This window comes from Mesorhizobium sp. P2_F8 (assembly GCF_056403655.1).
Map to the genome: position 1 here is coordinate 74,462 of NZ_JBFUFB010000003.1, position 20,664 is coordinate 95,125.

The 20,664-nt window shown below is 61.8% G+C and carries 21 protein-coding genes; 14 read left to right on the forward strand and 7 right to left on the reverse strand.

Annotated elements, in window-relative coordinates:
- Nucleotides 1-2: 2 nt before the first annotated feature.
- Nucleotides 3-1,208 (reverse strand): ROK family transcriptional regulator, encoded by a 1,206-nt coding sequence (locus AC1DZP_RS07595; protein ID WP_477301296.1) that lies wholly within the window; start codon nt 1,206-1,208, stop codon nt 3-5.
- A gap of 214 nt (nt 1,209-1,422) precedes the next feature.
- Between AC1DZP_RS07595 and AC1DZP_RS07600 the strand changes: the two genes are divergently transcribed.
- The 3 genes from AC1DZP_RS07600 (at nt 1,423) to AC1DZP_RS07610 (ending at nt 4,650) form a co-directional block, all read left to right on the forward strand.
- Entirely contained in the window at nt 1,423-2,445 is a 1,023-nt protein-coding gene (locus tag AC1DZP_RS07600) for an LLM class flavin-dependent oxidoreductase (RefSeq protein WP_477301298.1), read from the forward strand.
- Nucleotides 2,446-2,484: 39 nt separating this feature from the next.
- Complete coding sequence (locus tag AC1DZP_RS07605; RefSeq protein WP_477301300.1) at nt 2,485-3,129, forward strand: ThuA domain-containing protein; 645 nt, start codon at nt 2,485-2,487, stop codon at nt 3,127-3,129.
- 87 nt (nt 3,130-3,216) lie between these two features.
- Nucleotides 3,217-4,650, forward strand: coding sequence for an aldehyde dehydrogenase family protein (locus AC1DZP_RS07610; protein WP_477302185.1), 1,434 nt, complete (start codon nt 3,217-3,219; stop codon nt 4,648-4,650).
- A 166-nt stretch (nt 4,651-4,816) separates the two neighbouring features.
- Here the strand turns inward: AC1DZP_RS07610 and AC1DZP_RS07615 are convergent, their stop codons facing one another.
- Complete coding sequence (locus AC1DZP_RS07615; RefSeq protein WP_477301302.1) at nt 4,817-6,838, reverse strand: amidase; 2,022 nt, start codon at nt 6,836-6,838, stop codon at nt 4,817-4,819.
- A gap of 209 nt (nt 6,839-7,047) precedes the next feature.
- Here AC1DZP_RS07615 and AC1DZP_RS07620 point away from each other — a divergent pair, with 209 nt between their 5' ends.
- Complete coding sequence (locus tag AC1DZP_RS07620) at nt 7,048-7,320, forward strand: hypothetical protein (RefSeq protein WP_477302187.1); 273 nt, start codon at nt 7,048-7,050, stop codon at nt 7,318-7,320.
- Between the two features lie 282 nt (nt 7,321-7,602).
- On the forward strand, nt 7,603-7,800 hold the full coding sequence (locus AC1DZP_RS07625) for a hypothetical protein (RefSeq protein WP_477301304.1): 198 nt from the start codon (nt 7,603-7,605) through the stop codon (nt 7,798-7,800).
- 68 nt (nt 7,801-7,868) lie between these two features.
- Here AC1DZP_RS07625 and AC1DZP_RS07630 read toward each other — a convergent pair whose 3' ends face one another.
- Entirely contained in the window at nt 7,869-8,435 is a 567-nt protein-coding gene (locus AC1DZP_RS07630; RefSeq protein ID WP_477301306.1) for a TetR/AcrR family transcriptional regulator, read from the reverse strand.
- Between the two features lie 103 nt (nt 8,436-8,538).
- Between AC1DZP_RS07630 and AC1DZP_RS07635 the strand changes: the two genes are divergently transcribed.
- Together AC1DZP_RS07635 and AC1DZP_RS07640 are read left to right on the forward strand one after the other, a co-directional pair.
- On the forward strand, nt 8,539-9,354 hold the full coding sequence (locus AC1DZP_RS07635) for an oxidoreductase (protein ID WP_477301308.1): 816 nt from the start codon (nt 8,539-8,541) through the stop codon (nt 9,352-9,354).
- 67 nt (nt 9,355-9,421) lie between these two features.
- Nucleotides 9,422-10,423, forward strand: a complete 1,002-nt coding sequence (locus AC1DZP_RS07640; protein ID WP_477301310.1) for an NADP-dependent oxidoreductase — start codon at nt 9,422-9,424, stop codon at nt 10,421-10,423.
- A 204-nt stretch (nt 10,424-10,627) separates the two neighbouring features.
- On the opposite strand, the gene AC1DZP_RS07645 is transcribed toward AC1DZP_RS07640, so the two are convergent.
- Nucleotides 10,628-11,071 (reverse strand): SRPBCC family protein, encoded by a 444-nt coding sequence (locus tag AC1DZP_RS07645; RefSeq protein ID WP_457155191.1) that lies wholly within the window; start codon nt 11,069-11,071, stop codon nt 10,628-10,630.
- A 261-nt stretch (nt 11,072-11,332) separates the two neighbouring features.
- Between AC1DZP_RS07645 and AC1DZP_RS07650 the strand changes: the two genes are divergently transcribed.
- From AC1DZP_RS07650 to AC1DZP_RS07665, 4 genes are read left to right on the forward strand one after another with little or no spacing between them, the layout of a single operon-like run.
- Nucleotides 11,333-12,193 carry an FAD binding domain-containing protein gene (locus AC1DZP_RS07650; RefSeq protein ID WP_477301312.1) on the forward strand — a complete coding sequence of 287 codons (861 nt, stop codon included), beginning with the start codon at nt 11,333-11,335 and terminating at the stop codon, nt 12,191-12,193.
- The gene (locus AC1DZP_RS07655; RefSeq protein WP_095091114.1) at nt 12,193-12,669 is read left to right on the forward strand and encodes a (2Fe-2S)-binding protein; all 477 of its coding nucleotides are present in this window, start codon (nt 12,193-12,195) and stop codon (nt 12,667-12,669) included. Before AC1DZP_RS07650 ends, AC1DZP_RS07655 begins: the two co-directional genes overlap by 1 nt.
- Nucleotides 12,670-12,671: 2 nt before the next feature.
- The gene (locus AC1DZP_RS07660; RefSeq protein WP_477302189.1) at nt 12,672-14,936 is read left to right on the forward strand and encodes a xanthine dehydrogenase family protein molybdopterin-binding subunit; all 2,265 of its coding nucleotides are present in this window, start codon (nt 12,672-12,674) and stop codon (nt 14,934-14,936) included.
- Nucleotides 14,936-15,181 (forward strand): MoaD/ThiS family protein, encoded by a 246-nt coding sequence (locus AC1DZP_RS07665; protein ID WP_095091116.1) that lies wholly within the window; start codon nt 14,936-14,938, stop codon nt 15,179-15,181. Before AC1DZP_RS07660 ends, AC1DZP_RS07665 begins: the two co-directional genes overlap by 1 nt.
- Nucleotides 15,182-15,274: 93 nt before the next feature.
- Here AC1DZP_RS07665 and AC1DZP_RS07670 read toward each other — a convergent pair whose 3' ends face one another.
- On the reverse strand, nt 15,275-15,562 hold the full coding sequence (locus AC1DZP_RS07670; RefSeq protein ID WP_477301313.1) for a hypothetical protein: 288 nt from the start codon (nt 15,560-15,562) through the stop codon (nt 15,275-15,277).
- 545 nt (nt 15,563-16,107) lie between these two features.
- On the opposite strand from AC1DZP_RS07670, the gene AC1DZP_RS07675 reads away from it, so the two are divergent.
- Complete coding sequence (locus tag AC1DZP_RS07675) at nt 16,108-16,389, forward strand: hypothetical protein (RefSeq protein WP_477301315.1); 282 nt, start codon at nt 16,108-16,110, stop codon at nt 16,387-16,389.
- On the opposite strand, the gene AC1DZP_RS07680 is transcribed toward AC1DZP_RS07675, so the two are convergent.
- Both AC1DZP_RS07680 and AC1DZP_RS07685 read right to left on the reverse strand, forming a co-directional pair.
- On the reverse strand, nt 16,390-16,539 hold the full coding sequence (locus tag AC1DZP_RS07680; RefSeq protein WP_477302229.1) for a hypothetical protein: 150 nt from the start codon (nt 16,537-16,539) through the stop codon (nt 16,390-16,392).
- Nucleotides 16,540-16,597: 58 nt separating this feature from the next.
- A complete protein-coding gene (locus tag AC1DZP_RS07685; RefSeq protein WP_477301317.1) occupies nt 16,598-17,662 on the reverse strand; it encodes a M35 family metallo-endopeptidase in 1,065 nt (354 codons plus the stop codon).
- 273 nt (nt 17,663-17,935) lie between these two features.
- Here AC1DZP_RS07685 and AC1DZP_RS07690 point away from each other — a divergent pair, with 273 nt between their 5' ends.
- Together AC1DZP_RS07690 and AC1DZP_RS07695 are read left to right on the forward strand one after the other, a co-directional pair.
- Entirely contained in the window at nt 17,936-18,574 is a 639-nt protein-coding gene (locus AC1DZP_RS07690) for a nuclear transport factor 2 family protein (RefSeq protein WP_477301320.1), read from the forward strand.
- A gap of 48 nt (nt 18,575-18,622) precedes the next feature.
- Entirely contained in the window at nt 18,623-20,587 is a 1,965-nt protein-coding gene (locus AC1DZP_RS07695; RefSeq protein WP_477301322.1) for a hypothetical protein, read from the forward strand.
- The last annotated feature ends 77 nt before the right edge of the window (nt 20,588-20,664 follow it).

A 20,664-nucleotide genomic window follows, 5' to 3' on the forward strand; every position in this document is an offset into this window, starting at 1 on the left:
GCCTAGCCGGCGTGCGGCTTTTGCAGGACGTCGAACTGCGGGTTGGTCTCGGAGAAGATCGGCAGCGCGGCGGCACCAAGAACCGAAGTGTCCTTGCCGGCGGCGCCGACAAGGACACGCGGCACGGTGCGGGCGCTGGTCGAGCTGACCGACAGGTACAAGGGGTCGAGCCGACTGGCCAGGAGCTCGATGACGCCGACCGGCATGAAACCGCCGAGGACCACGGTTTCGGGATCGAGCGCGAGTTCGAGCATGTTGATCGCCTGGCGCAGCGGATCGATTGCCTGGACTACCCACGCTTCCAGACTGTCGCCATTGGCCAGCAATGCCTGGAGCAATTCCGGCGAGGCATGATCGGGGTCGGGGATTTCAAGGCACTCATAGGCGGCGCGCAACGAGACATAGCGTTCGAGACAGCCGCGCTTGCCGCAGCCGCATTCGAGGCCGCCGGGCTTGACGATCATGTGGCCGATCTCGCCGGCATTGTGGCGGCTGCCCTTGTAGAGATGGCCGTCCAGGAACAGGCCGGCGCCAAGTCCGGTACCAATGAACAAATAGACGAAGCTGCCGAGGTTGCGGGCAACGCCATAGAGCCGCTCGCCGATGGCGGCGGCGGTGGCATCGTTCTCGACCGTTACCGGAATGCCGGTCAGCCGCTGCAGCTCTTCGGCGACGGGGAAATCCTGCCAGCCGGGCAGCGCGGTCGGCCCGACCGAGGTCATGCCCTCGACGTCGAACGGACCCGGCATCGCCATGCCGATGCCAAGCAGGCGGGCGCGGTCGAAACGAAACTTGCGCATCAGGTCGCCGGCTATCGCGGCCAGCAAAGGCATCGCCTGCGCCGGTGTCGGCCGGTCGACCGGGCGCTCGATGCGGGCGCGAACCGTGCCGGACAGATCGGTGATGACGCCGACCGCCAGCTGGTGGTCGAGCTGCAGACCGATCGAATAGCCGCCGTCGGGATTGATCGAGTAGGGGACCGCCGGCTGGCCGCGTGCGCCCTTCAGCGTGGCTTGCGCGCGAAGCAGCTGTTCCCGCTCGAGTTCCTCGACGATGTTGGAGATAGTCTGCGTGCTCAGTGCCGTCAGGCGCGCGATTGCCGCCCGCGACAAGGCACCGTTGGTCCTGATCGCTTCGATCACCACGCGGCGATTGTGTGACTTGGCCTGTTCGAGATTGGTGCCAGCGATGGCTTTTCTAGGGGGCATGTGCGCGTTACCAACGAACCTTCCGCAGAAAACAAATCAAGTTGATTTAATTATACGCAATGGTAGCTACCACTTCTAGCGGGTTTCGCAATGGCAGCGCCATCGTGCCACGCGCGGATCAGCATTATTTGATGCCATCAGGGCAGCCGGCCGACGCCGAGATCGGCGAGCAACGGCTTTGCATTCCATCCGCCACTTCCATATATCGCAAGGCATGAAAAAAATCGGTTTCCTGTCATTCGGGCACTGGACGTCCTCATCGCAATCACAGACGCGGTCGGCATCGGACGCGCTGCTGCAGTCCATCGACCTCGCCGTCGCCGCCGAGCAACTGGGCGCCGACGGCGCCTATTTCCGCGTCCATCATTTCGCTCGTCAGCTTGCGTCGCCGTTCCCGCTGCTGGCAGCCGTCGGCGCGAAGACCAGCCGCATCGAGATCGGCACCGCGGTCATCGACATGCGCTACGAAAATCCGCTCTACATGGCCGAGGACGCCGGTGCTGCCGACATCATCGCCGGCGGCCGCCTGCAGCTTGGCATCAGCCGCGGCTCGCCGGAGCAGGTGATCGACGGCTGGCGCTACTTCGGCTACGCCCCGGCGGAGGGACAGAGCGACGCCGAGATGGCGCGGCATCACGCCGAGGTCTTCCTCGATACGCTGCGGGGCGAGGGGTTCGCCCAGCCCAATCCACGGCCGATGTTCCCCAACCCGCCCGGCCTGCTGCGGCTCGAGCCGCATTCTGAAGGCTTGCGCGAGCGGATCTGGTGGGGTGCGGCCACCAACGCCACTTCGGAATGGGCGGCGAAACTGGGCATGAACCTACAGAGTTCGACGCTCAAATTCGACGAGAGTGGCAAGTCGTTCCACATCCAGCAGGCCGAGCAGATCCGGGTCTACCGCGAGGCCTGGAAGGCGGCCGGCCATCAGCGCGAGCCGCGCGTGTCGGTCAGCCGCAGCATCTTCGCGCTGGTCGACGATCGCGACCGCGCCTATTTCGGGCGCGGCAACCAGAGCAGCGACCAGATCGGCTTCATCGAGGAGAACACCAAGGCGATCTTCGGGCGCAGCTACGCCGCCGAACCGGATGTGCTCATCAAGGAATTGGCGCAGGACGAGGCGATCGCCGAGGCCGACACACTGCTGCTCACCGTGCCCAACCAGCTCGGCGTCGACTACAATGCCCATGTCATCGAGGCGATCCTGACCCATGTCGCTCCGGCGCTGGGCTGGCGCTGACACCGATCGATCAAGGCGGATTGCTACAAGGAGGACAACATGCCGAAGAAAGCCTTGATCGCCTGGGGAGGTTGGCAAGGGCATACGCCGGAGCAGAGTGCGAAAATCGTGCGCGATCTGCTCGAACGCAACGGTTTCGACGTTACGCTTGGCGAGGGCACCGCGATGTTCGCCGATCCGAAGCTCAGCGCATTCGATCTCATCGTGCCCGTGATCACCATGTCGACAATCGAAAAGGCCGAACTTCAGAACCTGGTTCTCGCGGTTCGCCAGGGCAGTGGCCTTGGCGGCTTTCACGGCACGATGTGCGACAGCTTCCGCAGCGAAACCGATTATCAGTTCATGACCGGCGGCCAGTGGGTCGCGCATCCCGGCGACATCATCGACTATACGGTCGCCGTCACCAAGCCGGATGATCCGATCACAACCGGCGTCAGTGATTTCGCCTACCGATCGGAGCAGTATTACATGCATGTCGATCCGGGCAACGAAGTGCTGGCCACAACCACCTTCACTGACCAGCATTTTCCGGGAATAGGCGGCATCGTGATGCCGGTGGTCTGGAAGCGTCGCTATGGGGCTGGGAAGGTCTTCTACAGCGCGCTGGGACACAATGCCGGCGAGTTCGCGGTCCCGGAAATGGCCTTGATCGTCGAGCGCGGCCTTGTCTGGGCCGCCCGCTAGGTTGGTTTCGGAAGGGAGGACGGGATCTTGACGGTATCGGTTAAAGACCTGCCCCTGCACACGCCTATCGATGGCCGGCACCGCAAGATGCTGATCGATGGCCTCTGGTGCGACGCGCTCGGTGGCCGCAGCTTCGAGACGCGCAATCCCGCCACCGGCGCCGTGATCGGCACCGTGCCGCTCTCCGATTCAGGCGATATCGACCTCGCGGTGGCGGCGGCGCGGCGCGCCTTCGACGGACCATGGAGCCGGTTCAAGCCCTATGAGCGCCAGCTGCTGCTGCTCAGGATTGCCGACCTGATGGAGCGGCATTGGGAGGAGATCGCGCTTTCCGACACGACGGACATGGGCATGCCCATCGTGCGCACGCTCGCCAACAAGAACCGCGTGCTCGGCATGCTGCGCTTCTACGCCGGCATGGCGACGTCGATCCATGGCCACACGATCGGTAATTCGCTGCCGGGCGAGATCGTCTCCTACACGCGCAAGGAGCCGGTTGGCGTGGTCGGCGCGATCATTCCCTGGAATGCGCCGACCGCAGCGTCGATCTGGAAGATCGGCCCAGCGCTGGCGGCCGGCTGCACCATCGTGCTGAAGCCTTCCGAGGAAGCGCCGCTGACGCCGCTGCTGATTGGCGCGCTGATGATGGAGGCCGGCGCGCCTCCCGGCGTTGTCAACGTCGTCACCGGCACCGGCGCGGAAGCCGGCGCGCCGCTCGCCGCCCATATGGACGTCGACAAGATCGTCTTCACCGGCTCCACAGTGACCGGCCAGAGCATCCTGCGCGCCTCGGCCGGCAACATGAAGCGCGTCTCGCTGGAACTCGGCGGCAAGTCGCCGGTCATCGTCTGCGCCGATGCCGATCTCGAGCGCGCCGTGCCTGTAGCGGCAATGTCTGTGTTCGCCAATTCCGGCCAGATCTGCATCGCCGGGTCGCGGCTGTTCGTCGAACGGCCGATCTACGAGGAATTCGTCGAGCGGGTCTCGGCCTATGCGGCAAAACTCAGGATCGGCGACGGCGCCGACCCTGAAACCGAGATCGGGCCGCTGATTTCGCCCAAGCAGCTCGAACGCGTCGCCGGCTTCATCGAGGACGGCACGAGGCAAGGTGCCCGGCTGGTCACCGGCGGCAACCGCATCACTGAAGGCGGGCTCGGTGCTGGCAATTTCATGGCGCCCAGTGTGTTCTCAGGCGTTACCGATGACATGCGCATTGCCCGCGAAGAGATCTTCGGCCCGGTCATCTCGGCGCTGCCCTTCGACACGCTGGACGAGGTGGTGCGGCGCGGCAACGACACGCCTTATGGGCTGGGTGCCGGCGTGTTCACCCGCGACATCGGCAAGGCGCACCAGCTGGCAAACCGCCTGCGCGCCGGCTCCGTCTGGGTCAACACCTATCACGCCATCGACCCCGCGGTGCCCTTCGGCGGCTACAAGATGAGCGGCTACGGGCGCGAGGGCGGGGCCGAGCATCTCGACGAATATCTCAATACCAAGGGCGTCTGGATCAGGACGGACTGAGAGACCGTCTGGAAACTCTACTCCCGCGAGTCATCTGGCGGCACTTTCTGCGCTTCCGGTGCTGACGTACTCAAAGTACCCTTCGCTCCGGTTCTCGAAAACGCCAGCATATGACTCGCGGGAGCGAGTTTCGAAACTGGACGCCGCGCGATCCGAAAGGCCGCAGTCACTCGATACCACCCGTGACCGCGTAGGCGCCGGCGGTGCGGCCATCCTCCAGCCGCACCACCGCTGTCACGATCGAGCCATACGAGCCGCGCCAGACACTGTGGAAGCGGTGATGCTCGGCGGCCGGGACAAGCGCACTCCCGCTGAAGCGCGCGCCGCTTCGCTGCAGCGCGACGGCCTTTCCGTTGACGTGCAGCTGGATGCTGGCCGTATCGGTCGCTTCGCCAGGCAGGTCGAGCGTGATGACAATCTCGTCGCGATCACCCGAAGCCCGCGTCTCGGCGGCAAGCGTGATGGCGAGCGGGGGCGCCTTGCTGTTCGGGGCTTGGCCGGGACGGCTTGGAAAGACATCGTCGGCCAATTCGGGCGTGCGCGGAGGACGGGTGCGGCGCTGACTGGAGCGCTCGAAATCGCCGGCCATGCGCAGCAGCTTTTCGTCATCATAGGCCTTGCCGGCAAAAGTGATGCCGACCGGCATGCCGATGTCGGCCATCGTTCCCATCGGTACGGTGACGGTCGGAATGCCGAAATGGCGCCAGACCAGATTGCCGTTGGCGACCCAGGTGCCATTGCGCCAGGCAAGCGCGGCCGACGCCTCGTTGACATCGGCATCGGCCGACCCGACATCGGCGGCGGCGGGCAGCACCACGGCATCGATGCCGTGGAGGTCCAGCCAGTCCTCGAAATCGATCCGCCTTGTCGTTTCTAGTCCCTTCAGACCGTCCTCGAGTGTCGGAATGTCCACTGCGGGCGTGACACCGGATCGCGCCCGCTCAACGTACTCCGCCAAGTCAAAGCCGCCCTCATAGCGGTCGGGCAGTGTGCCCGGCGGCTGTGGAAAGATCTTTGCGCCGTCGACCGAGACGAGATCGGGCAGTGCCGGGTCGGCATTGGCGCGCAGAAAATCGTCCCAGCCCCAGATGCAGAGATCCCAGATTTCGCGGTTGGCGAATTCTTCTGGCACCAGGCCGCGCTCGGCCATGGTGCGCGCGCCGGGGCGGTCGCGCTCATAGTTGGAGACGACGGGAAAATCGACCTCAATCACCTCGGCGCCTAGCCGCGTGAGATCCGCCGCCGCCTGTTCCCACAGCGCAAGCACCGAGGCGCGGGTCTCGATCGGCCGATCCGCCCCGCTGTCGCGGCCGATATACATTTTGGGCACGCCGAGGCGCATGCCTTTCAGCGACCCCGCAAGCGCCAGATCAGTATAGCGTCGCGGCCGCACATCGGAGCTCTTCGGCAACTTGACCCAAGGCTGCGCGCGCCAGAAATCCCCTCGCGTCTCGGGATCGTCGGCAACGATGATTTCGAGCAGTTCGAGCATGTCTGGCAGGCTGCGCGTATGCGGCACCACGACATCCATGGTTGGCACCAGCGGCCAGTTGCCGCGCACCGAAATGATGCCGCGCGACGGCGTGTAGGCGACCAGCGCGTTGTTGGTGGCCGGCGCCCGCCCGGACGACCAGGTTTCCTCGCCCAGCCCGAAGGCGCAGAAGCTGGCTGATGTCGCCGTGCCGGAGCCGTTGGACGACCCCGACGCGAAGGCGGCGGTCAGGAAGTCGGCATTGTACGGGCTTTCCGCGCGGCCATAGACGCCGCGCTGCATGCCGCCATTGGCCATCGGCGGCATGTTGGTGAGGCCGATCAGCACGGCGCCGCCGGCGCGCAGCCGGGCGATGGTGAAAGCATCCTCGTTGGCGATGAGATGCTCGAAGGCCGGCGAGCCGGCGGCCACGGTCAGACCGGCGACCTTGTAGCTGTCCTTGGCGGTGTAGGGGATGCCGTCGAGCGGTCCGAGCGTGGCACTGTTGCGGCGGCGCTGGTCGGAGGCGGCGGCCTCCTCGAACATCGCTGGATTGAGCACCGGGACCGCGTTGAGGGTAATGCCGTGGCGGTCGAAATGCGCGATGCGCCTGAGATATGCCCCGACCAGTTCGACGCTGGTGACAGCGCCGCCATCGAGCGCGCGGCGCAATTGCTCGATCGTCGCTTCGACTAGATAAAGGCTGGCATCGGTCATCACTGGTTCCAAGCTGTCGTTGCAATCCCATGGATGAGCGAGGCCGCCGGCTTCGGCAAGAGCCAATCGCGATGGGTCTTCGTCGGCATTTGGTATTCCTGCGGCTCGGCGTCCGGCTGGGCTTGCCCAACCGCGCCGTTTGGAACTTTTGTCCGGCTGGCGATTTTGGATGTATGGTGTGATTCAGAATAGCCAGGAGGGTGTTGCCGATGACCACGAAATGCTTTGCGATCTTGGCTCTCGCTATCGCGATAGGCTCAGGCCTTTGCGGTTCGGCGTTCGCCGGTGACCGGCATCACCACCAGGCCCAATCCGAACGCTACGTCCCCGCCGATGACAACCTCATCAACTTCCTTTTCGGCGGCCCGCGTTATTATGACCAGCTGTTGGTCACCACGGCGGCCGGACCGTGCTCCTACGACCGCGTTGGGCCCGACGCGAATGCGCTGAACAAGATCAACGATCATCATTGCGGCAAATAAGCCGCTCAGCGCCTGTTTGGAAACTCTATTCCGGCGGTCATCTGAAGGCGTTTTCTGCGCTTCCCTACAGCGCATTCCTGGGCTTGCGGGATACAAACCCACCCCGTGCGCCACCGCCGTCGAAGCCATCCAGCCCGGCAACGAGCCGTTGCTGCCGTCCGCGTGAGCACAGCCGCGGATGTGGCGTCAAAAAATCATACCGTAAGAGAAACCACGCCCTGTCGTTGAAAGCGCGGGTGAGGCATGGGGAGCATGAGGGAGGCTGCATTGCGAGATGACACGATGTCTGATCGGGACGACCTGATCCGCACGGCCATCGGGCGGCTGCTTTCCGAGAAAACCGGCGCCGCCGTCATATCGATGAGAGAGTGCATTGCCGAGCTTTTGGTGCTGACCGGTGCCGTGCTGGACGAAAACCTGCAGGACCTGCTCCTGGAGATGGCCGAAGTCCGCGGCATGATCGTCACTCTCGATGTTTAGAGCAACCCAAGGCGCCGGGCTTCGGCGAGATCGTCAAGGTGTGGCAGCCGAGGACTTGGCGCGCCGCCCTAGCTCTGTTGGGTCAGCGTCCGCGCCACATCTTTGCCCGCCGCAAGAATGCGATCCGACAATTCGGTTCCTTCCACCGCGCGGGCCAGTTGCAGCGCGCCGATGAGCGTTGCAAAGACACCCAGTGCGGTGCCTTCCGGGTCCTTGGCCTGCGGCAGTGCTGCAGCCAACTGGCGCACCAAGGTCAGTAAGTGGTCGGTATAGACTTTGCGCGTTTCAGGTGGCTGACGCCCGAGTTCCGGCAGCAGCGCGGCGGACGCGCAGCCCTTTCCCGGATTGTCCCGGTGCTCGGCGGACAGATATGCCTCTATGCCCATCTCCGGGCCGCCGGAGGCCAGTGCTTCCGCCAGCTGCTGCGACTGGATCTCCATAGCTGCCGCCACGCTTTCGCGCACAAGCTCCGCCTTTGATTGAAAGTGCGGATAGAAGGCGCCGTTGGTCAGCCCGGCGTCGCTCATGATGGTTGCCAGCCCGGACGCGGCTATGCCGTCACCGCGAAAACGGTCGGCGGCAACCTCCATGATCCGGCCCCGTGACGCGTCCTTTCGGCCCTTTTCGTAGCGCATGGCTGCGATTCCTTTCTGCTATTGCATTATGACTATAATTTGATATTATGAGTGTAATTCAACTGGCGCGACAAAGCTAGCCCTCATGAGTTTGGAGCACGAAATGAATATGAACTCCGGAAAAACCGCTGTCGTGACGGGAGCCTCCTCGGGCATTGGCCGCGCCACCGCCAAGGCCTTGGCGCGGGCAGGGTTCACCGTCTTCGGCACGAGCCGCCGCAAAGCCAGCAACGGCCCGGACGGCGTGACCATGCTGGTTTGCGACGTGACCGACGGTGAGGCCATCGCTGCGCTCGTTTCGACTGTGCTGTCACAGACCGGCCGGATCGATCTCCTGGTCAACAATGCCGGTGTCGGCCTGCTTGGCGGCGCGGAGGAATCCTCGGTCGCACAGGTGCAATCCCTGTTCGACGTCAATCTGTTCGGCGTCATGCGCGCGACCAATGCGGTGTTGCCGTCGATGCGGGGGCGCGGCGAGGGCCGCATCATCAACATCGGCTCGGTGCTGGGCCTCGTACCGGCACCGTATGCCGCGCACTATTCGGCGGCCAAGCACGCGCTCGAAGGCTATTCGGAATCGCTAGATCACGAGGTTCGTGCCTTCAATATTCGCGTCTCGRTCATCGAGCCGGCATTCGTGCGCACCGTCTTTGACCAGAACGGAATTGAGCCGGATTCCTTGTTGAAAGAATACGATCTGGCTCGGGCCGGGGTCGACGCTCTGCTTCGTGATGTGATGCCAAGGGCCGATCGGCCGGAAGTGGTGGCGGAGGTGGTCGTCAGGGCCGCGACCGATGCTCGCCCGCGACGCCGCTACACCGCCGGCAGGGCTGCGCGGCAGGTCAGCATCCTGCGCCGTTTTGCGCCCGCGGCGATATTCGACAAGAGCTTGCGCAAGCAGTTCCGCCTGCCGGTCTGAACATCAGCGGGGCAAGAGATTTCACGCCCATGAGAAACACCAAAATCCCTTTCAGAAAGTCACTGCCATGAAGGCATTCGTCGTCGATAAATATAACAAGAAGGGCATTCTACGGCTGGCCGAGATGCCCGAGCCGGAGCTCGGGGACAACGATGTCCTGGTCGAGGTCCACGCCGCAGGGGTGAACCTCCTGGATGCCAAGATCAAAACTGGGGAGTTCAAACCCATCCTGCCGTACCGCCCTCCGTTCATCCTGGGCCACGACGTGGCCGGGAAGGTGAACCGTGTGGGATCAAAGATCCGCAAGTTCAAACCCGGCGACGAGATCTACGCGCGGCCGCGCGATGGCCGGATCGGGACATTCGCCGAGTTCATCGCCATCAACCAAGCCGACGTGGCCTTGAAGCCCGAGAATCTCAGCATGGAAGAGGCGGCCTCGATCCCCCTGGTCGGTCTGACCGCCTGGCAGGTGCTTGTTGAAAGGGCTGGTTTGAAGAAGGGGCAAAAGGTCTTCATTCAAGCTGGCTCCGGCGGCGTAGGAACATTCGCCATACAGCTGGCGAAGCATCTCAGCGCGACGATTGCCACAACCGCTGGTGCGGCGAGTGCCGATCTGGTCAGGGGTCTCGGCGCCGATGTCGTCGTCGATTACAGGAAAGACGATTTTGAGAAAGCCCTGTCGGGCTACGACGTCGTCTTGAACAGCCAGGACGCCAATACGCTTGAAAAATCCCTGAATGTGCTGAAACCGGGTGGGAAGCTCATCTCCATCTCCGGCCCACCGGATCCCGAATTTGCCAGGGAAAAGGGTCTGAACTTGATGCTGAGATTGATACTGCGCCTGTTGAGTCGCGGTATTCGGACCAAGGCCAGGCGCCGTGGGGTGACGTTTTCGTTCCTTTTCATGTGGGCGCAGGGCGATCATCTGGGCAAGATCACCGCCCTCATCGAATCCGGAACCATCCGCCCGGTTGTCGATCGGGTCTTTCCATTCGAAGCGACCAATGAGGCTCTGGCTTACGTCGAAAGCGGGCGTGCGAAGGGCAAGGTCGTCATCAAGGTGAGATAGCGCTACATCGTTCCTGCGGTTCCGGTGCTCGGCCAACGCCTGGGACACGGCGTGCGCGACATTCGAGCGGATTAGCGCCGAAGACAAGAACGAGAGGAGAGCTGGCGTTGACGTTGATCGACGGCCGGTCTCCGGCCGCCGCATCTACCGCAGCAGCTATTTATTTCTTACGCAATTGCGCAGTGCAGTTGTCCTGGAATTGCTTCATTGATTGATCTCGGGTTCGACGAGCCTTGCCAGGTTCCTGAGCGACTCCTGCCAGCCGAGATAGCAGGCCTCGACCGGAATGACGTCCGGAATGCCTGCCTGGGTGATGTCAACTTCGGTGCCGACCGACACTTTTTTCAAGATTACGGTCACCTGGATCTCGCCGGGCAGGTTGGGATCGTCGAACCTGTCAGTGTAGCGCAGGCGTTCGGCCGGAACGAGTTCGAGATACTCGCCGCCGAAGGAATGGCTGTTGCCGGTCGTGAAGTTGCGGAAGGACATCTTGAACGTGCCGCCGACCTTTGCCTCGAAGTGATGGACAGTGCAGGTGAAGCCGTTCGGCGGAAGCCACTTCGCCAGCGCGTCCGCTTCAACGAAGGCGCGATAGACCTTCTCCGGGCTGGTCGTCAGAACTCGATGCAAACGTACGGTGCCGGGCATATCCTATTATCCTTTCACGATGGCTGTTCGATGTTCCTAGGACGAACGAGACTTGGCCAGTCCGACACACGCTCTCGGATTTTTGAGGGCCTGGCCGCAAGCCTGTCCGGCTGCGCACGGCCTGGCGTACCCCGGTTCAGGTTGATGTGGGACTCGATTTTGCGGCGCCTGGCCTAATCGACGCAAATGCGGAACCGGATAGCCATTATGAGGAGACTGTTTATAACGGTTCGCTGAGATCGCGAAGACCAAGGGGAGACGATGCGCTACATACGTCCGCTTTCAATCGAAGATGCCGTTGGCCTGCTGGCCGGGTCGACAGGTACGGCCGCAATTCTTGCCGGGGGCAGCGACCTACTGGTGAGGATGAAGGGCGGCTTTGTCGAACCCGACCTGATCGTCGACATCAAGGCGATTGAGGCTTTGAGTGAAATCAGGGAAACGGCCGACGGCTTCAGCATCGGTGCCGCTGTTCCCTGCGCCGTCCTCGGCGAGAGCTCTGCCCTGAAGAAGGCATGGCCCGGCGTCGTCGAAGCGGCCAAGCTGATCGGCTCGAAGCAAGTGCAGGGACGCTGCACGATCGTCGGCAATCTCTGCAACGCCTCGCCGGCTGCAGACAGCGTGCCGGCGCTGGTCGCGGCCGGCGCCAGGGCATCGGTAGTCGGCCCGGGGGGCAGGCGAACGATTCCCGTGGGGAGCGTGCCGACCGCGCCGGGCAAGACGTCGCTGGCCAAAGGCGAGATCATCGAGGCGATCCTGCTCGACAAGCGCGCAGCGCGCTCGGGCGATGCCTATCTGCGCTTCATTCCCCGCACGGAGATGGATATTGCGGTGGTCAGCGCCGGCGTGAACCTGACGCTCGACGAACGGGGCGTCGTCACAGCGGCCCGTGTGGCGCTGGGCGCCGCGGCACCCACGGTGCTGCTGGTGGACGAGGCGGCCGAGGCCATTATCGGCAGGACGCTGGACGAAGCCGCGCTTGAAAGGCTCGCCAAGGTCTGCTTTGGCGCCTGCCGCCCCATCGACGACAAGCGGGGCACCATCGAATTCAGAAGGAAAGTTGCGGGTGTGCTGGCCAAGCGGGCCGCCACGACCGCCTATGCTCGTGCAGGAGGCAAATGATGGCTGGTGTAGCAGTCTCAACCACAATCAACGGCGACAGCGTCGAGTACCTTTGCCAGCCGGACGAGACGCTGCTCGACGTCTTGCGCGATCGCCTGGGCCTGACGGGCGTCAAGGAAGGCTGCGGCACCGGCGACTGCGGCGCCTGCAGCATCATCCTCGATGACCGGCTGGTGTGTTCGTGCCTGGTGCTCGGCGCGGAAGCCGAGGGCCGCCGCGTCGAGACCGTCGAGGGTATGGCGCATGGCGACAGCCTGCACCCGCTGCAGCAAAAATTCCTGGAGCATGCAGCACTTCAATGCGGCATCTGCACGCCTGGCTTCCTGATCGCGGCCAAGGACCTGCTGGCCAAGAACCCCGATCCGACCGAGGAGGAAATCCGCTTCGGCCTCGCCGGGAACCTCTGCCGCTGCACCGGCTACGACAAGATCGTGCGTGCCGTTCAGGACGCGGCAAACGTGATGAAGGGAGCATGACGATGAATTTCGATCCGCGTTACTCCAATCGCAACTTCGCCTCCGTCGGCACACGTCCTATCCGCCCCGACGGCGTCGACAAGGTGACGGGCCGCGCGCGCTACGGCGCGGATTTCAACATGGCCGGCCAGTTGGTCGGGCGCGTCCTCAGAAGCCCCCACGCCCACGCCACGATCAGGAAGATCGACACGTCGAAGGCGGAGAAGCTCCCTGGCGTGAAGGCGGTGATCACCGCGGCCGACCTGCCAGACCTCACCGATGGCGATGCCGCCATGTACGACATCCTCGACAATTGCATGGCGCGCACCAAGGCGCTCTATGACGGCCATGCGGTGGCCGCGGTGGCAGCCGTCGACGCCCGCACGGCGAGGCAGGCGCTCAAGCTGATCGAGGTCGACTACGAGCTATTGCCGCATGTCACCGATGTCGACGAGGCGATGAAGCACTCCGCACCGCTCATCAACGATGCCATCTTCACCGAGGGCCTCGAGGAAAAGCCGGTAAAGCCGTCCAACGTCACCAAGCGCAGCCAGTTTGGCCATGGCGATGTCCATCAGGGTTTCGGGCACGCCGATTTCATCGTCGAGCGCTCGTTCAAGACCGAGCAGACGCACCAGGGCTATATCGAGCCGCATGCCTGCGTGGCGAGCGTCAGCTCCGACGGCACCGCCGACCTCTGGGTCTGCACGCAGGGGCATTTCGTCTATCGCCAACACTGCGCCCAACTGCTTGGCATGGAAGCCTCGAAGCTGCGCGTCACCTCCTCGGAGATCGGCGGCGGCTTCGGCGGCAAGACCCATGTCTGGGCCGAGCCGGTGGCGCTGGCGCTGTCGCGCAAGGCGGGGCGCCCGGTCAAGCTGGTGATGACCCGCGACGAGGTGTTCCGCGCCTCGGGCCCGACCAGCGCCACCTCGATCGACGTGAAGATCGGCGCCCGCAAGGACGGCACCATCACCGCCGCCGAAGCGACGCTGCGCTATTCCTGTGGCCCGTATCCGGGCTCCTGGGCCGAGATCGGCGCCATGACGGCGTTCGCCTGCTACAGGCTCGAGAACGTCAAGACGGTCGGCTACGAAGTGCTGGTCAACCGGCCGAAGACGGCGGCCTATCGCGCGCCCTCCGCACCCATGGCGGCGTTCGCGGTGGAAAGCGCGGTCGACGAACTGGCCAAAGAGATCGGCATGGACCCGGTCGACTTCCGCATAAAGAACGCCGCGCAGGAAGGCACCAGGTCGTCCTACGGCCCGGTCTATGGCCCGATCGGCATCGGCCCGACGCTGGAGGCGGTGAAGAACCATCCGCACATGAAGGCGCCGCTCGGAAAGAACCAGGGCAGGGGCATGGCCTGCGGCTTCTGGTTCAACTTCGGCGGCCAGACCTGCACCGACCTCAACATCGGCATGGACGGCTCGGTCTCGCTTGCCGTCGGAACGGTCGATGTGGGTGGTTCCCGCGCGTCGCTGTCGCTGGTGGCGGCGGAGGAGCTCGGCATCGACTACACCCAAGTCAAGGCGATCGTCGCCGACACGTCCAGCCTCGGCTACAACGACATGACCGACGGCAGCCGGGGCACGTTCTCGTCCTCCATGGCGACCATCTCGGCCGCCCGCAATGCGATCAAGATCCTGCGCGAACGCGCCGCGCAGATGTGGGACATTGCCGTCGACGACGTGGTCTGGGAACAGGGCCACGCGGTTGCCAAGGGCGAGAAGCACGGCAATCTCGGCAAGCTGTCGCTGAAGGAGATTGCCGCCGCGTCGGGCACGACCGGCGGACCGATCGCCGGCCACAGCGAACTCGTCGCCGACGGCGCCGGCGTCTCCTTCGCCACCCACATCTGCGATATCGAGGTCGACCCCGAGACCGGCGCCACGAGAGTGTTGCGCTACACGGTGGTGCAAGATGCCGGCAAGGCGGTGCACCCGACCTATGTGGAGGGACAGTATCAGGGCGGTGCCGCGCAAGGCATCGGCTGGGCGCTCAACGAGGAGTATATCTACGGCAAGGACGGGCGGCTGCAGAACCCCGGCTTCCTCGACTACCGCATCCCGGTCTGCTCTGACCTGCCGATGATCGACACGCAGATCCTCGAGATCCCCAACCCCAACCACCCCTACGGGGTGCGCGGCGTCGGCGAAACCTCGATCGTGCCGCCGCTGGCGGCGATCGCCAATGCGGTGTCGAATGCAGCCGGCGTGCGGATGGCACATATTCCGATGTCGCCACCGCGCATCCTGGCGGCGATCGAGGCGGAACGGGCAGGCTGATGGTCGAAGTGACGCTCTGGGGATCGCTTGGCGCGGCCGCCGGAGGCAAGAACAAGGTCGAGATCGAGGCCAAGGACATAAGGGAGCTGTTCAGGAAACTGGCTGAACAGTATCCCGGCATCGAGCCCTTGATCGACCGCGGCATCGCCGTCGCCATCGACGGGACGATCTATCGCGACACCTGGTCGAAGGAATTGCCAAAGGGATCGGAGATTTTCCTGCTGCCGAGGCTGGCGGGGGGATAATTGGACAAGCGTCTCGCTGCTGTCGCTTAGCAACGAGCCCGACACCATGCCGCAGGCGATCGACGCGACGGGCGCCGAGGGCCGTACCCGACTCTATGTTGCCTTCACGATTCTCGGTTTAGTCGGTCGGCGGGATTGAGCCGCGCTCTCGAGGGCCGAGGCCAACCGCTTCTCGTCTTCGATGGCGCGGTCGACTGCCTCAATTTCCTCTTGGAGCGCCTTCAACTCGGCTCCGTAGCTGGAGCCGTCGCTGTCCCCGATCTGAAAGCCACTTGCCCGCATTGCGTCGCGGGTATGGTGCACGTTACGGACTCCTTCGCGTCGAGTCGCGACCAGGATTTCCCTGAACTCTCCAAGACGTTCAACGTGATTGCGAGTCATTGCGTTCTCCTTACGGCGCAGAAGGTTTAAATGACTACAGGAGATACTCTCGACAAAGCATGAGTGCGAAAGCTCAAATTTGAACGTCTTGCAATAACGTGGAGCGCAGCAAGCGGAAATTGGCTTGGGACCCAGGTGTTAGACTCTTCCGCCGAGCGCGTCTGCTGCTCGGCTCGGCTGCTCGTCGGCGCGCTTGCTGGCCATCCAGCTGCGGTTCTGGATCGCGAGAGTCCGTTTCTGAGCGCACAGCGACGCTGGTCTCAATGTCCGAAAAGAGGCGCAAGGCGGACCTGCCCGATGTTTCATGCGCGAACGCCTGAGATGCGAGCGCCGCCATTAACCATCGATTAACTATCCGGTCGCCTTTAATTCAATTTTGCAGCATACTGATTTGGGTAGCGAGGCTACTCAGGGAGACTGAAACAAGAGGTAATTCTCCTTTCGCGCACACCTGCCACTCGCGACAGTCGAAATTGAAAAGGAACGACGGAACACCGTCGTCTCATAGGGAGGCGCCAGCATCTTGTTTGATGAGGAGCGCCAGAATGAAAATCGAAGATGCAGTTACGGCAGTGACGTCGGAAGCGAGCGCGCTCACGTCCTGCCTCGGCCAGCCCGTTGTCGCCTACCACGTCACGGAAATCATGAGAGAGGCAGACCTGGCACACGCCCGCGAGATGCAACTCGCGCTGCTGCGACGAAGCATCGAAGCTCTTGTCGATGACGGCCTGGAAGGCGACGCCGCCGAACATTTTGCATCCCAGTTCGACGGCCGCATCGGCTTGACCTGGAGACTCCTGCACGCATCCGACGGCGTGGCGCATTGATCAAGACCAGAGCGGCAGGTCGCGCCGCGGCGCGCCGTAGCGCAGCACCCAGAAAATTCCATTCAGCACGCGGCGATCATCAACGCGTGGCGGCGAAATCGCTTTCGTCCAACCCGCGGGCCGATAGCCGACAATCCACAAATCCACCAATCTCGATCATTTCCCGGTTTATGGGTTCACGGCCTAGATCAGTAGCGTCTGGTGTTCCTCACATCGGAAGGTCCGGGTTATTCTCAGCAAAGTATTCGTGATTATCAGCATTGAATGTAGCTTGAGGTCGGTTGACAATTGCGAGTTTCTTGGCGTTAGTTTGACCATATGCAAAGTCCTTTGTCGCGGCAACGACGCCAAAGTGACTCACTTCGTGTATGATCGTTCCGGATCTCGAGTCTGTTCCCTTCAGAGGGGCAGACCAGAACTTGCTACAGACAAAAATTTTGTAAGGGTGGTTCGCGTATACATACGCATAATCGATTGGCTCGCAATCGTTGCCGTTGCATCCAAATGATATTGCCTTGTTTGCAAGAGCATCCGAGATTTTCGAGAAGTTTCCACTGACATTTGCGTAAAACCCTGTGGTATGTACCCCAAACCACGTCAGATATCTTTGGGAATTGGGTTGCTGGGCCGAGGGCGTGTTCTGCAGCGCCTGCAGGGCATTCGACGCTATGTTGCTTGCTTCTGCCAGTGCAGGGCCAAGATCATCCTGCTGAGAGCTGTCACACTGGTCGAATTTGGGCGCCGACAGCGGTACGCGTTCCGGAGGAATTCGACCAGATAGAAGCCTAAACGTGGCAGCGTTGCTCACAACTGGCGCGCGTGTCACGGCATCCGGACCGCCAATCAGCAGACCCATTTCCTCTGTCTCATAGGTTACGGTGTAGTTCCCCGCTTCATAGATGGCGTAGTACAATGACAGATCGACCGGCACCGTAATCGATTGTCCGGGTTCGATAGTGATGAAGTCAGCTTCAGTGGGCTCTCCTCGCTTCACCAAACGGCCTACATACTGAATTGGCTGCGACCCTCTCGTCACCAAAAATATGTCGCCGGAGACGCCCTTGAGTGGCGTGCTCCACCTGAGCACTCGGATCGAGCCGCCGGATCGGTTCGTGAGCGTAAAGTCAATAATGATGGGAGTATCATTTCCATAAGAAGATAGGCGCGATTGAAGGACGATCTCAATTTCTCGTCCCTGTTGGGCAAATGCGAATGGAATAATACTCAAAAAAGATAGAAGTGAAAGTACAGAAATTCGAACAATGTGTGGCATCCTACGCTCCCATATAACCACGAGTTAAACTTGATTATTGTGTATGCGTGAGTTTTAGTTTGCCGTAACGCGCCAGGTTCGCCCGCTGCCTACCTGGCAATCAGGGATGAAATTGCTGCAGGGCGAGGATTGTAACTTACCGCAAATTCAAAAATCCAGGAACACGAAATATGTCCGGGGCTTCGATTGACATAGATTTCGACTGGCGCCTTTTTTGGGGTGGTATAAGATGCACGGGTACTTTCCCATCAAGCTCCATCCGAGGGGGCCATCATGAGCGAACGTTGGAAAGGCATGACAACTAACCGCGCTATTTTGAGGTATTTTGCACTCGTTAGCGGATTCTGCTTTGCTTTCAGTGGCATTGCTTTAGCTGATGACTGCGGAACAGTTGCTACCAACGGTTGGAGGATCAAGAATCCTCCGGCCGAAGATCGTCAAGCAATTCAGGATCTTTTATTTCGCTATCTCTGGATGATCGATGAAAGAGATATCGACGAAAAAAAACCAGAAATATTTGCTGAACTCTTCGCCCAACCGGGATCGTCTTACTATGAGATGTGCAATACCGGTGGTTCAATCTTCAAGCTGACGCTCGGCTTGAAACCGGAGTCGCCATACGATCTTCTTACGCAGATGGCAATAATAGCTCGGCAACTGAAGGAAGAAAAACTCCAGACCCGACATCTTGTGACCAACACCTTGTTCGATATGGTTGACGACAAAGGCAAGACGGTGAACACCAAATCGATAGTCCTGGTCACTGTGCAGGATGCCCACTCTTCGACACCGAGCCTTGACTATTCGGCGGATGCTCGCGCGACTTTCGTAAAGGGCGACGACAACATATGGCGATTTCAATCGCTCACCATCCACGCCGACTATCCTGATGTCGCTGCCAAGAAGCGATGAAGCCCGAAGATCGGCTGCGGGTTCACTGGCACGCTCTAGTGAGCTGAGATGCGTGCCGCAACGCTGATTGCTGCTGTCCTCGGCATTGCGTTTCTCTTCCTGTCCGGGACTATCGAGTTTCGACATGCAGCTTTTGTATCGACGCCGCGAGCCGGCGAGAGGCAAGGCTCCGATCAGGCCGACGTGGTTTGCAGCAAGGGGAGCGGCTGCGCGGTGTCACAATTGCCGCGCGGTTCCGCTGTCAAGCTGCTGCGACCTCGCGGCGTCGATTTCGCTCCGGCTGAACTCGATGGGAAGTCGTTTGCCGAAGCCGTTACGCGATGGAACCCTGACATCTTTTGGGCGCCAGCCTCAAAGAGCACCGACGTCATAACCAGGTCTGGCGATGAAGCGCGGGCGGTGTTCGGTCCTATTCCCGACGGCGATTGCGACAGCCCACAAATGAAGGTCATCCCACTGGAAGTTGATGGCAATGTCGTCGACCTCAAGCCCAATCCGACAAAACCAGGTTCTCCGCTGGAATTCGAGCACAGGAACGAAAACGGAGAGGTGGTGAAATGGACGGCGACATTGCCCAAATGCGACAAGCCTTCGCTGACTGGCAGCACGACCTACTGTGGGCTGAACTCACGTGTCGTAAGGGTCGTGCGCGGCAACGTTGAATGGCTGTTCCTCTGCAGAAAATCCAATATCAGCCAGGAGGTCAGCACCGATCCCTACTGGACGCGGTCGGATCCGAGATTTTCCGTCTTCGGCACCATCGGGTTCAATCGGAAATCCGGAGAAATTATCTTCTTCGACGGCCGCAAGGACCAGAGCGTGTTCGACTGGTCAAAGCCCTTCGTTCCGCCAGGCGGGCGCAACTATTCCGATAACGTCGAAAGGGCTGCGGCGGAGAAAATCTATGATTCGACGTTCAAGATCTCGTGCCATGCATGCCATGACAACAAAAGCCCCTATGTGATCGATCCGCACATTGCACAGAGCAGGGTAGGGTTCCGTTCAGCCGACGATCCCAAATCGACCGCCTTCAGCCTGGGAGATTTTCTACCGCATCGGCCGCGGTTGCCGGGCGCGCCGTTCCGCGTGGTCGGCTCCGGCTACACCAGCATCTACCCCAATGAACTTCGCCATGCCAGGACGGTCGACGATCCAACGGGCAACTGCACAAGCTGCCACACGCTTACCACACAAATCACGGGCCGCCGTTTTGCCGCGGACGCAGTGGGGCATGAGCCGACGGTCACGTCGCCAACCTGGGTCCAATTGCTCGAGCTGCGCGAGGAAGAGATCATCTACGCAGGGATCGCCGCACACCGGACGGACTGGGCGGCCGGCAGCGGTGGCATCCATCCCTGGATGTTGCCGGGGTCCGGCAATGACCTGTCCTCCCGTGCGCCGAGCCTGAGCTCAGAGGACTGGCGGAAGCTGAGCGACTGTCTATGGGGAGCCGGTGGCTCCGAATGTGGCTACCGCCCACTCTACACTAGCTGCCCGGCGCCAGAGGCGGAGGATGAAGGCTCTTCGCTCGCCGATGCCACGCTTCAGCTGTTGCCTCGGCCGCCCGGAGAGGAGGCGAAGACGCGTGTCCTTCGCGTAAGCTGGACCTTTCGCAACAGCTACGGTGGTGTTCCGGAGCGCGACGATATCAGGATCAATGTGGCCGTCAGGACGGACGCGATTCCGGCAAATGGGGAACCGCCACAAAGTGGCGACTATCCGAGCATCGAACAGGCAAAGGGTACCAACGCCGAGGCCATCTCCGGTTCGGTCAGCGCAGCCGGTTCCAGCTTGTTGGTTGAGAACGTTTCGTTTGCCGGTCACACGAAGTGGAGCGATCCGACGCCGTCGATGTCGCCGCGCACTTTCCAAGTCGATCTGCCTGGTGAGTGCAACCGACGCACCTTGATACGCTTGGTGCCCAAACGGTTCTGCTTCGACCAGAGCGAAGCGGCATTTAGCGCGGCAGACCATTTGATCTACGCTGACGTTCAGTGTGACGAGCTGCGATGATCCACTTGACGCGATCGAAAGCGGCTGATGAGCGCCGGGATTTGCGATAACATGACTGGTGCTACATGGTCGCCGCA

Bases quoted from the DNA above. Each gene is read 5' to 3' on its own strand.
- AC1DZP_RS07595 (WP_477301296.1), bottom strand. From the start codon at position 1,208: ATGCCCCCTAGAAAAGCCATCGCTGGCACCAATCTCGAACAGGCCAAG.
- AC1DZP_RS07600 (WP_477301298.1), top strand. From the start codon at position 1,423: ATGAAAAAAATCGGTTTCCTGTCATTCGGGCACTGGACGTCCTCATCG.
- AC1DZP_RS07605 (WP_477301300.1), top strand. From the start codon at position 2,485: ATGCCGAAGAAAGCCTTGATCGCCTGGGGAGGTTGGCAAGGGCATACG.
- AC1DZP_RS07610 (WP_477302185.1), top strand. From the start codon at position 3,217: ATGCTGATCGATGGCCTCTGGTGCGACGCGCTCGGTGGCCGCAGCTTC.
- AC1DZP_RS07615 (WP_477301302.1), bottom strand. From the start codon at position 6,838: ATGACCGATGCCAGCCTTTATCTAGTCGAAGCGACGATCGAGCAATTG.
- AC1DZP_RS07620 (WP_477302187.1), top strand. From the start codon at position 7,048: ATGACCACGAAATGCTTTGCGATCTTGGCTCTCGCTATCGCGATAGGC.
- AC1DZP_RS07625 (WP_477301304.1), top strand. From the start codon at position 7,603: ATGTCTGATCGGGACGACCTGATCCGCACGGCCATCGGGCGGCTGCTT.
- AC1DZP_RS07630 (WP_477301306.1), bottom strand. From the start codon at position 8,435: ATGCGCTACGAAAAGGGCCGAAAGGACGCGTCACGGGGCCGGATCATG.
- AC1DZP_RS07640 (WP_477301310.1), top strand. From the start codon at position 9,422: ATGAAGGCATTCGTCGTCGATAAATATAACAAGAAGGGCATTCTACGG.
- AC1DZP_RS07645 (WP_457155191.1), bottom strand. From the start codon at position 11,071: ATGCCCGGCACCGTACGTTTGCATCGAGTTCTGACGACCAGCCCGGAG.
- AC1DZP_RS07650 (WP_477301312.1), top strand. From the start codon at position 11,333: ATGCGCTACATACGTCCGCTTTCAATCGAAGATGCCGTTGGCCTGCTG.
- AC1DZP_RS07655 (WP_095091114.1), top strand. From the start codon at position 12,193: ATGGCTGGTGTAGCAGTCTCAACCACAATCAACGGCGACAGCGTCGAG.
- AC1DZP_RS07660 (WP_477302189.1), top strand. From the start codon at position 12,672: ATGAATTTCGATCCGCGTTACTCCAATCGCAACTTCGCCTCCGTCGGC.
- AC1DZP_RS07665 (WP_095091116.1), top strand. From the start codon at position 14,936: ATGGTCGAAGTGACGCTCTGGGGATCGCTTGGCGCGGCCGCCGGAGGC.
- AC1DZP_RS07670 (WP_477301313.1), bottom strand. From the start codon at position 15,562: ATGACTCGCAATCACGTTGAACGTCTTGGAGAGTTCAGGGAAATCCTG.
- AC1DZP_RS07675 (WP_477301315.1), top strand. From the start codon at position 16,108: ATGAAAATCGAAGATGCAGTTACGGCAGTGACGTCGGAAGCGAGCGCG.
- AC1DZP_RS07685 (WP_477301317.1), bottom strand. From the start codon at position 17,662: ATGCCACACATTGTTCGAATTTCTGTACTTTCACTTCTATCTTTTTTG.
- AC1DZP_RS07690 (WP_477301320.1), top strand. From the start codon at position 17,936: ATGAGCGAACGTTGGAAAGGCATGACAACTAACCGCGCTATTTTGAGG.
- AC1DZP_RS07695 (WP_477301322.1), top strand. From the start codon at position 18,623: ATGCGTGCCGCAACGCTGATTGCTGCTGTCCTCGGCATTGCGTTTCTC.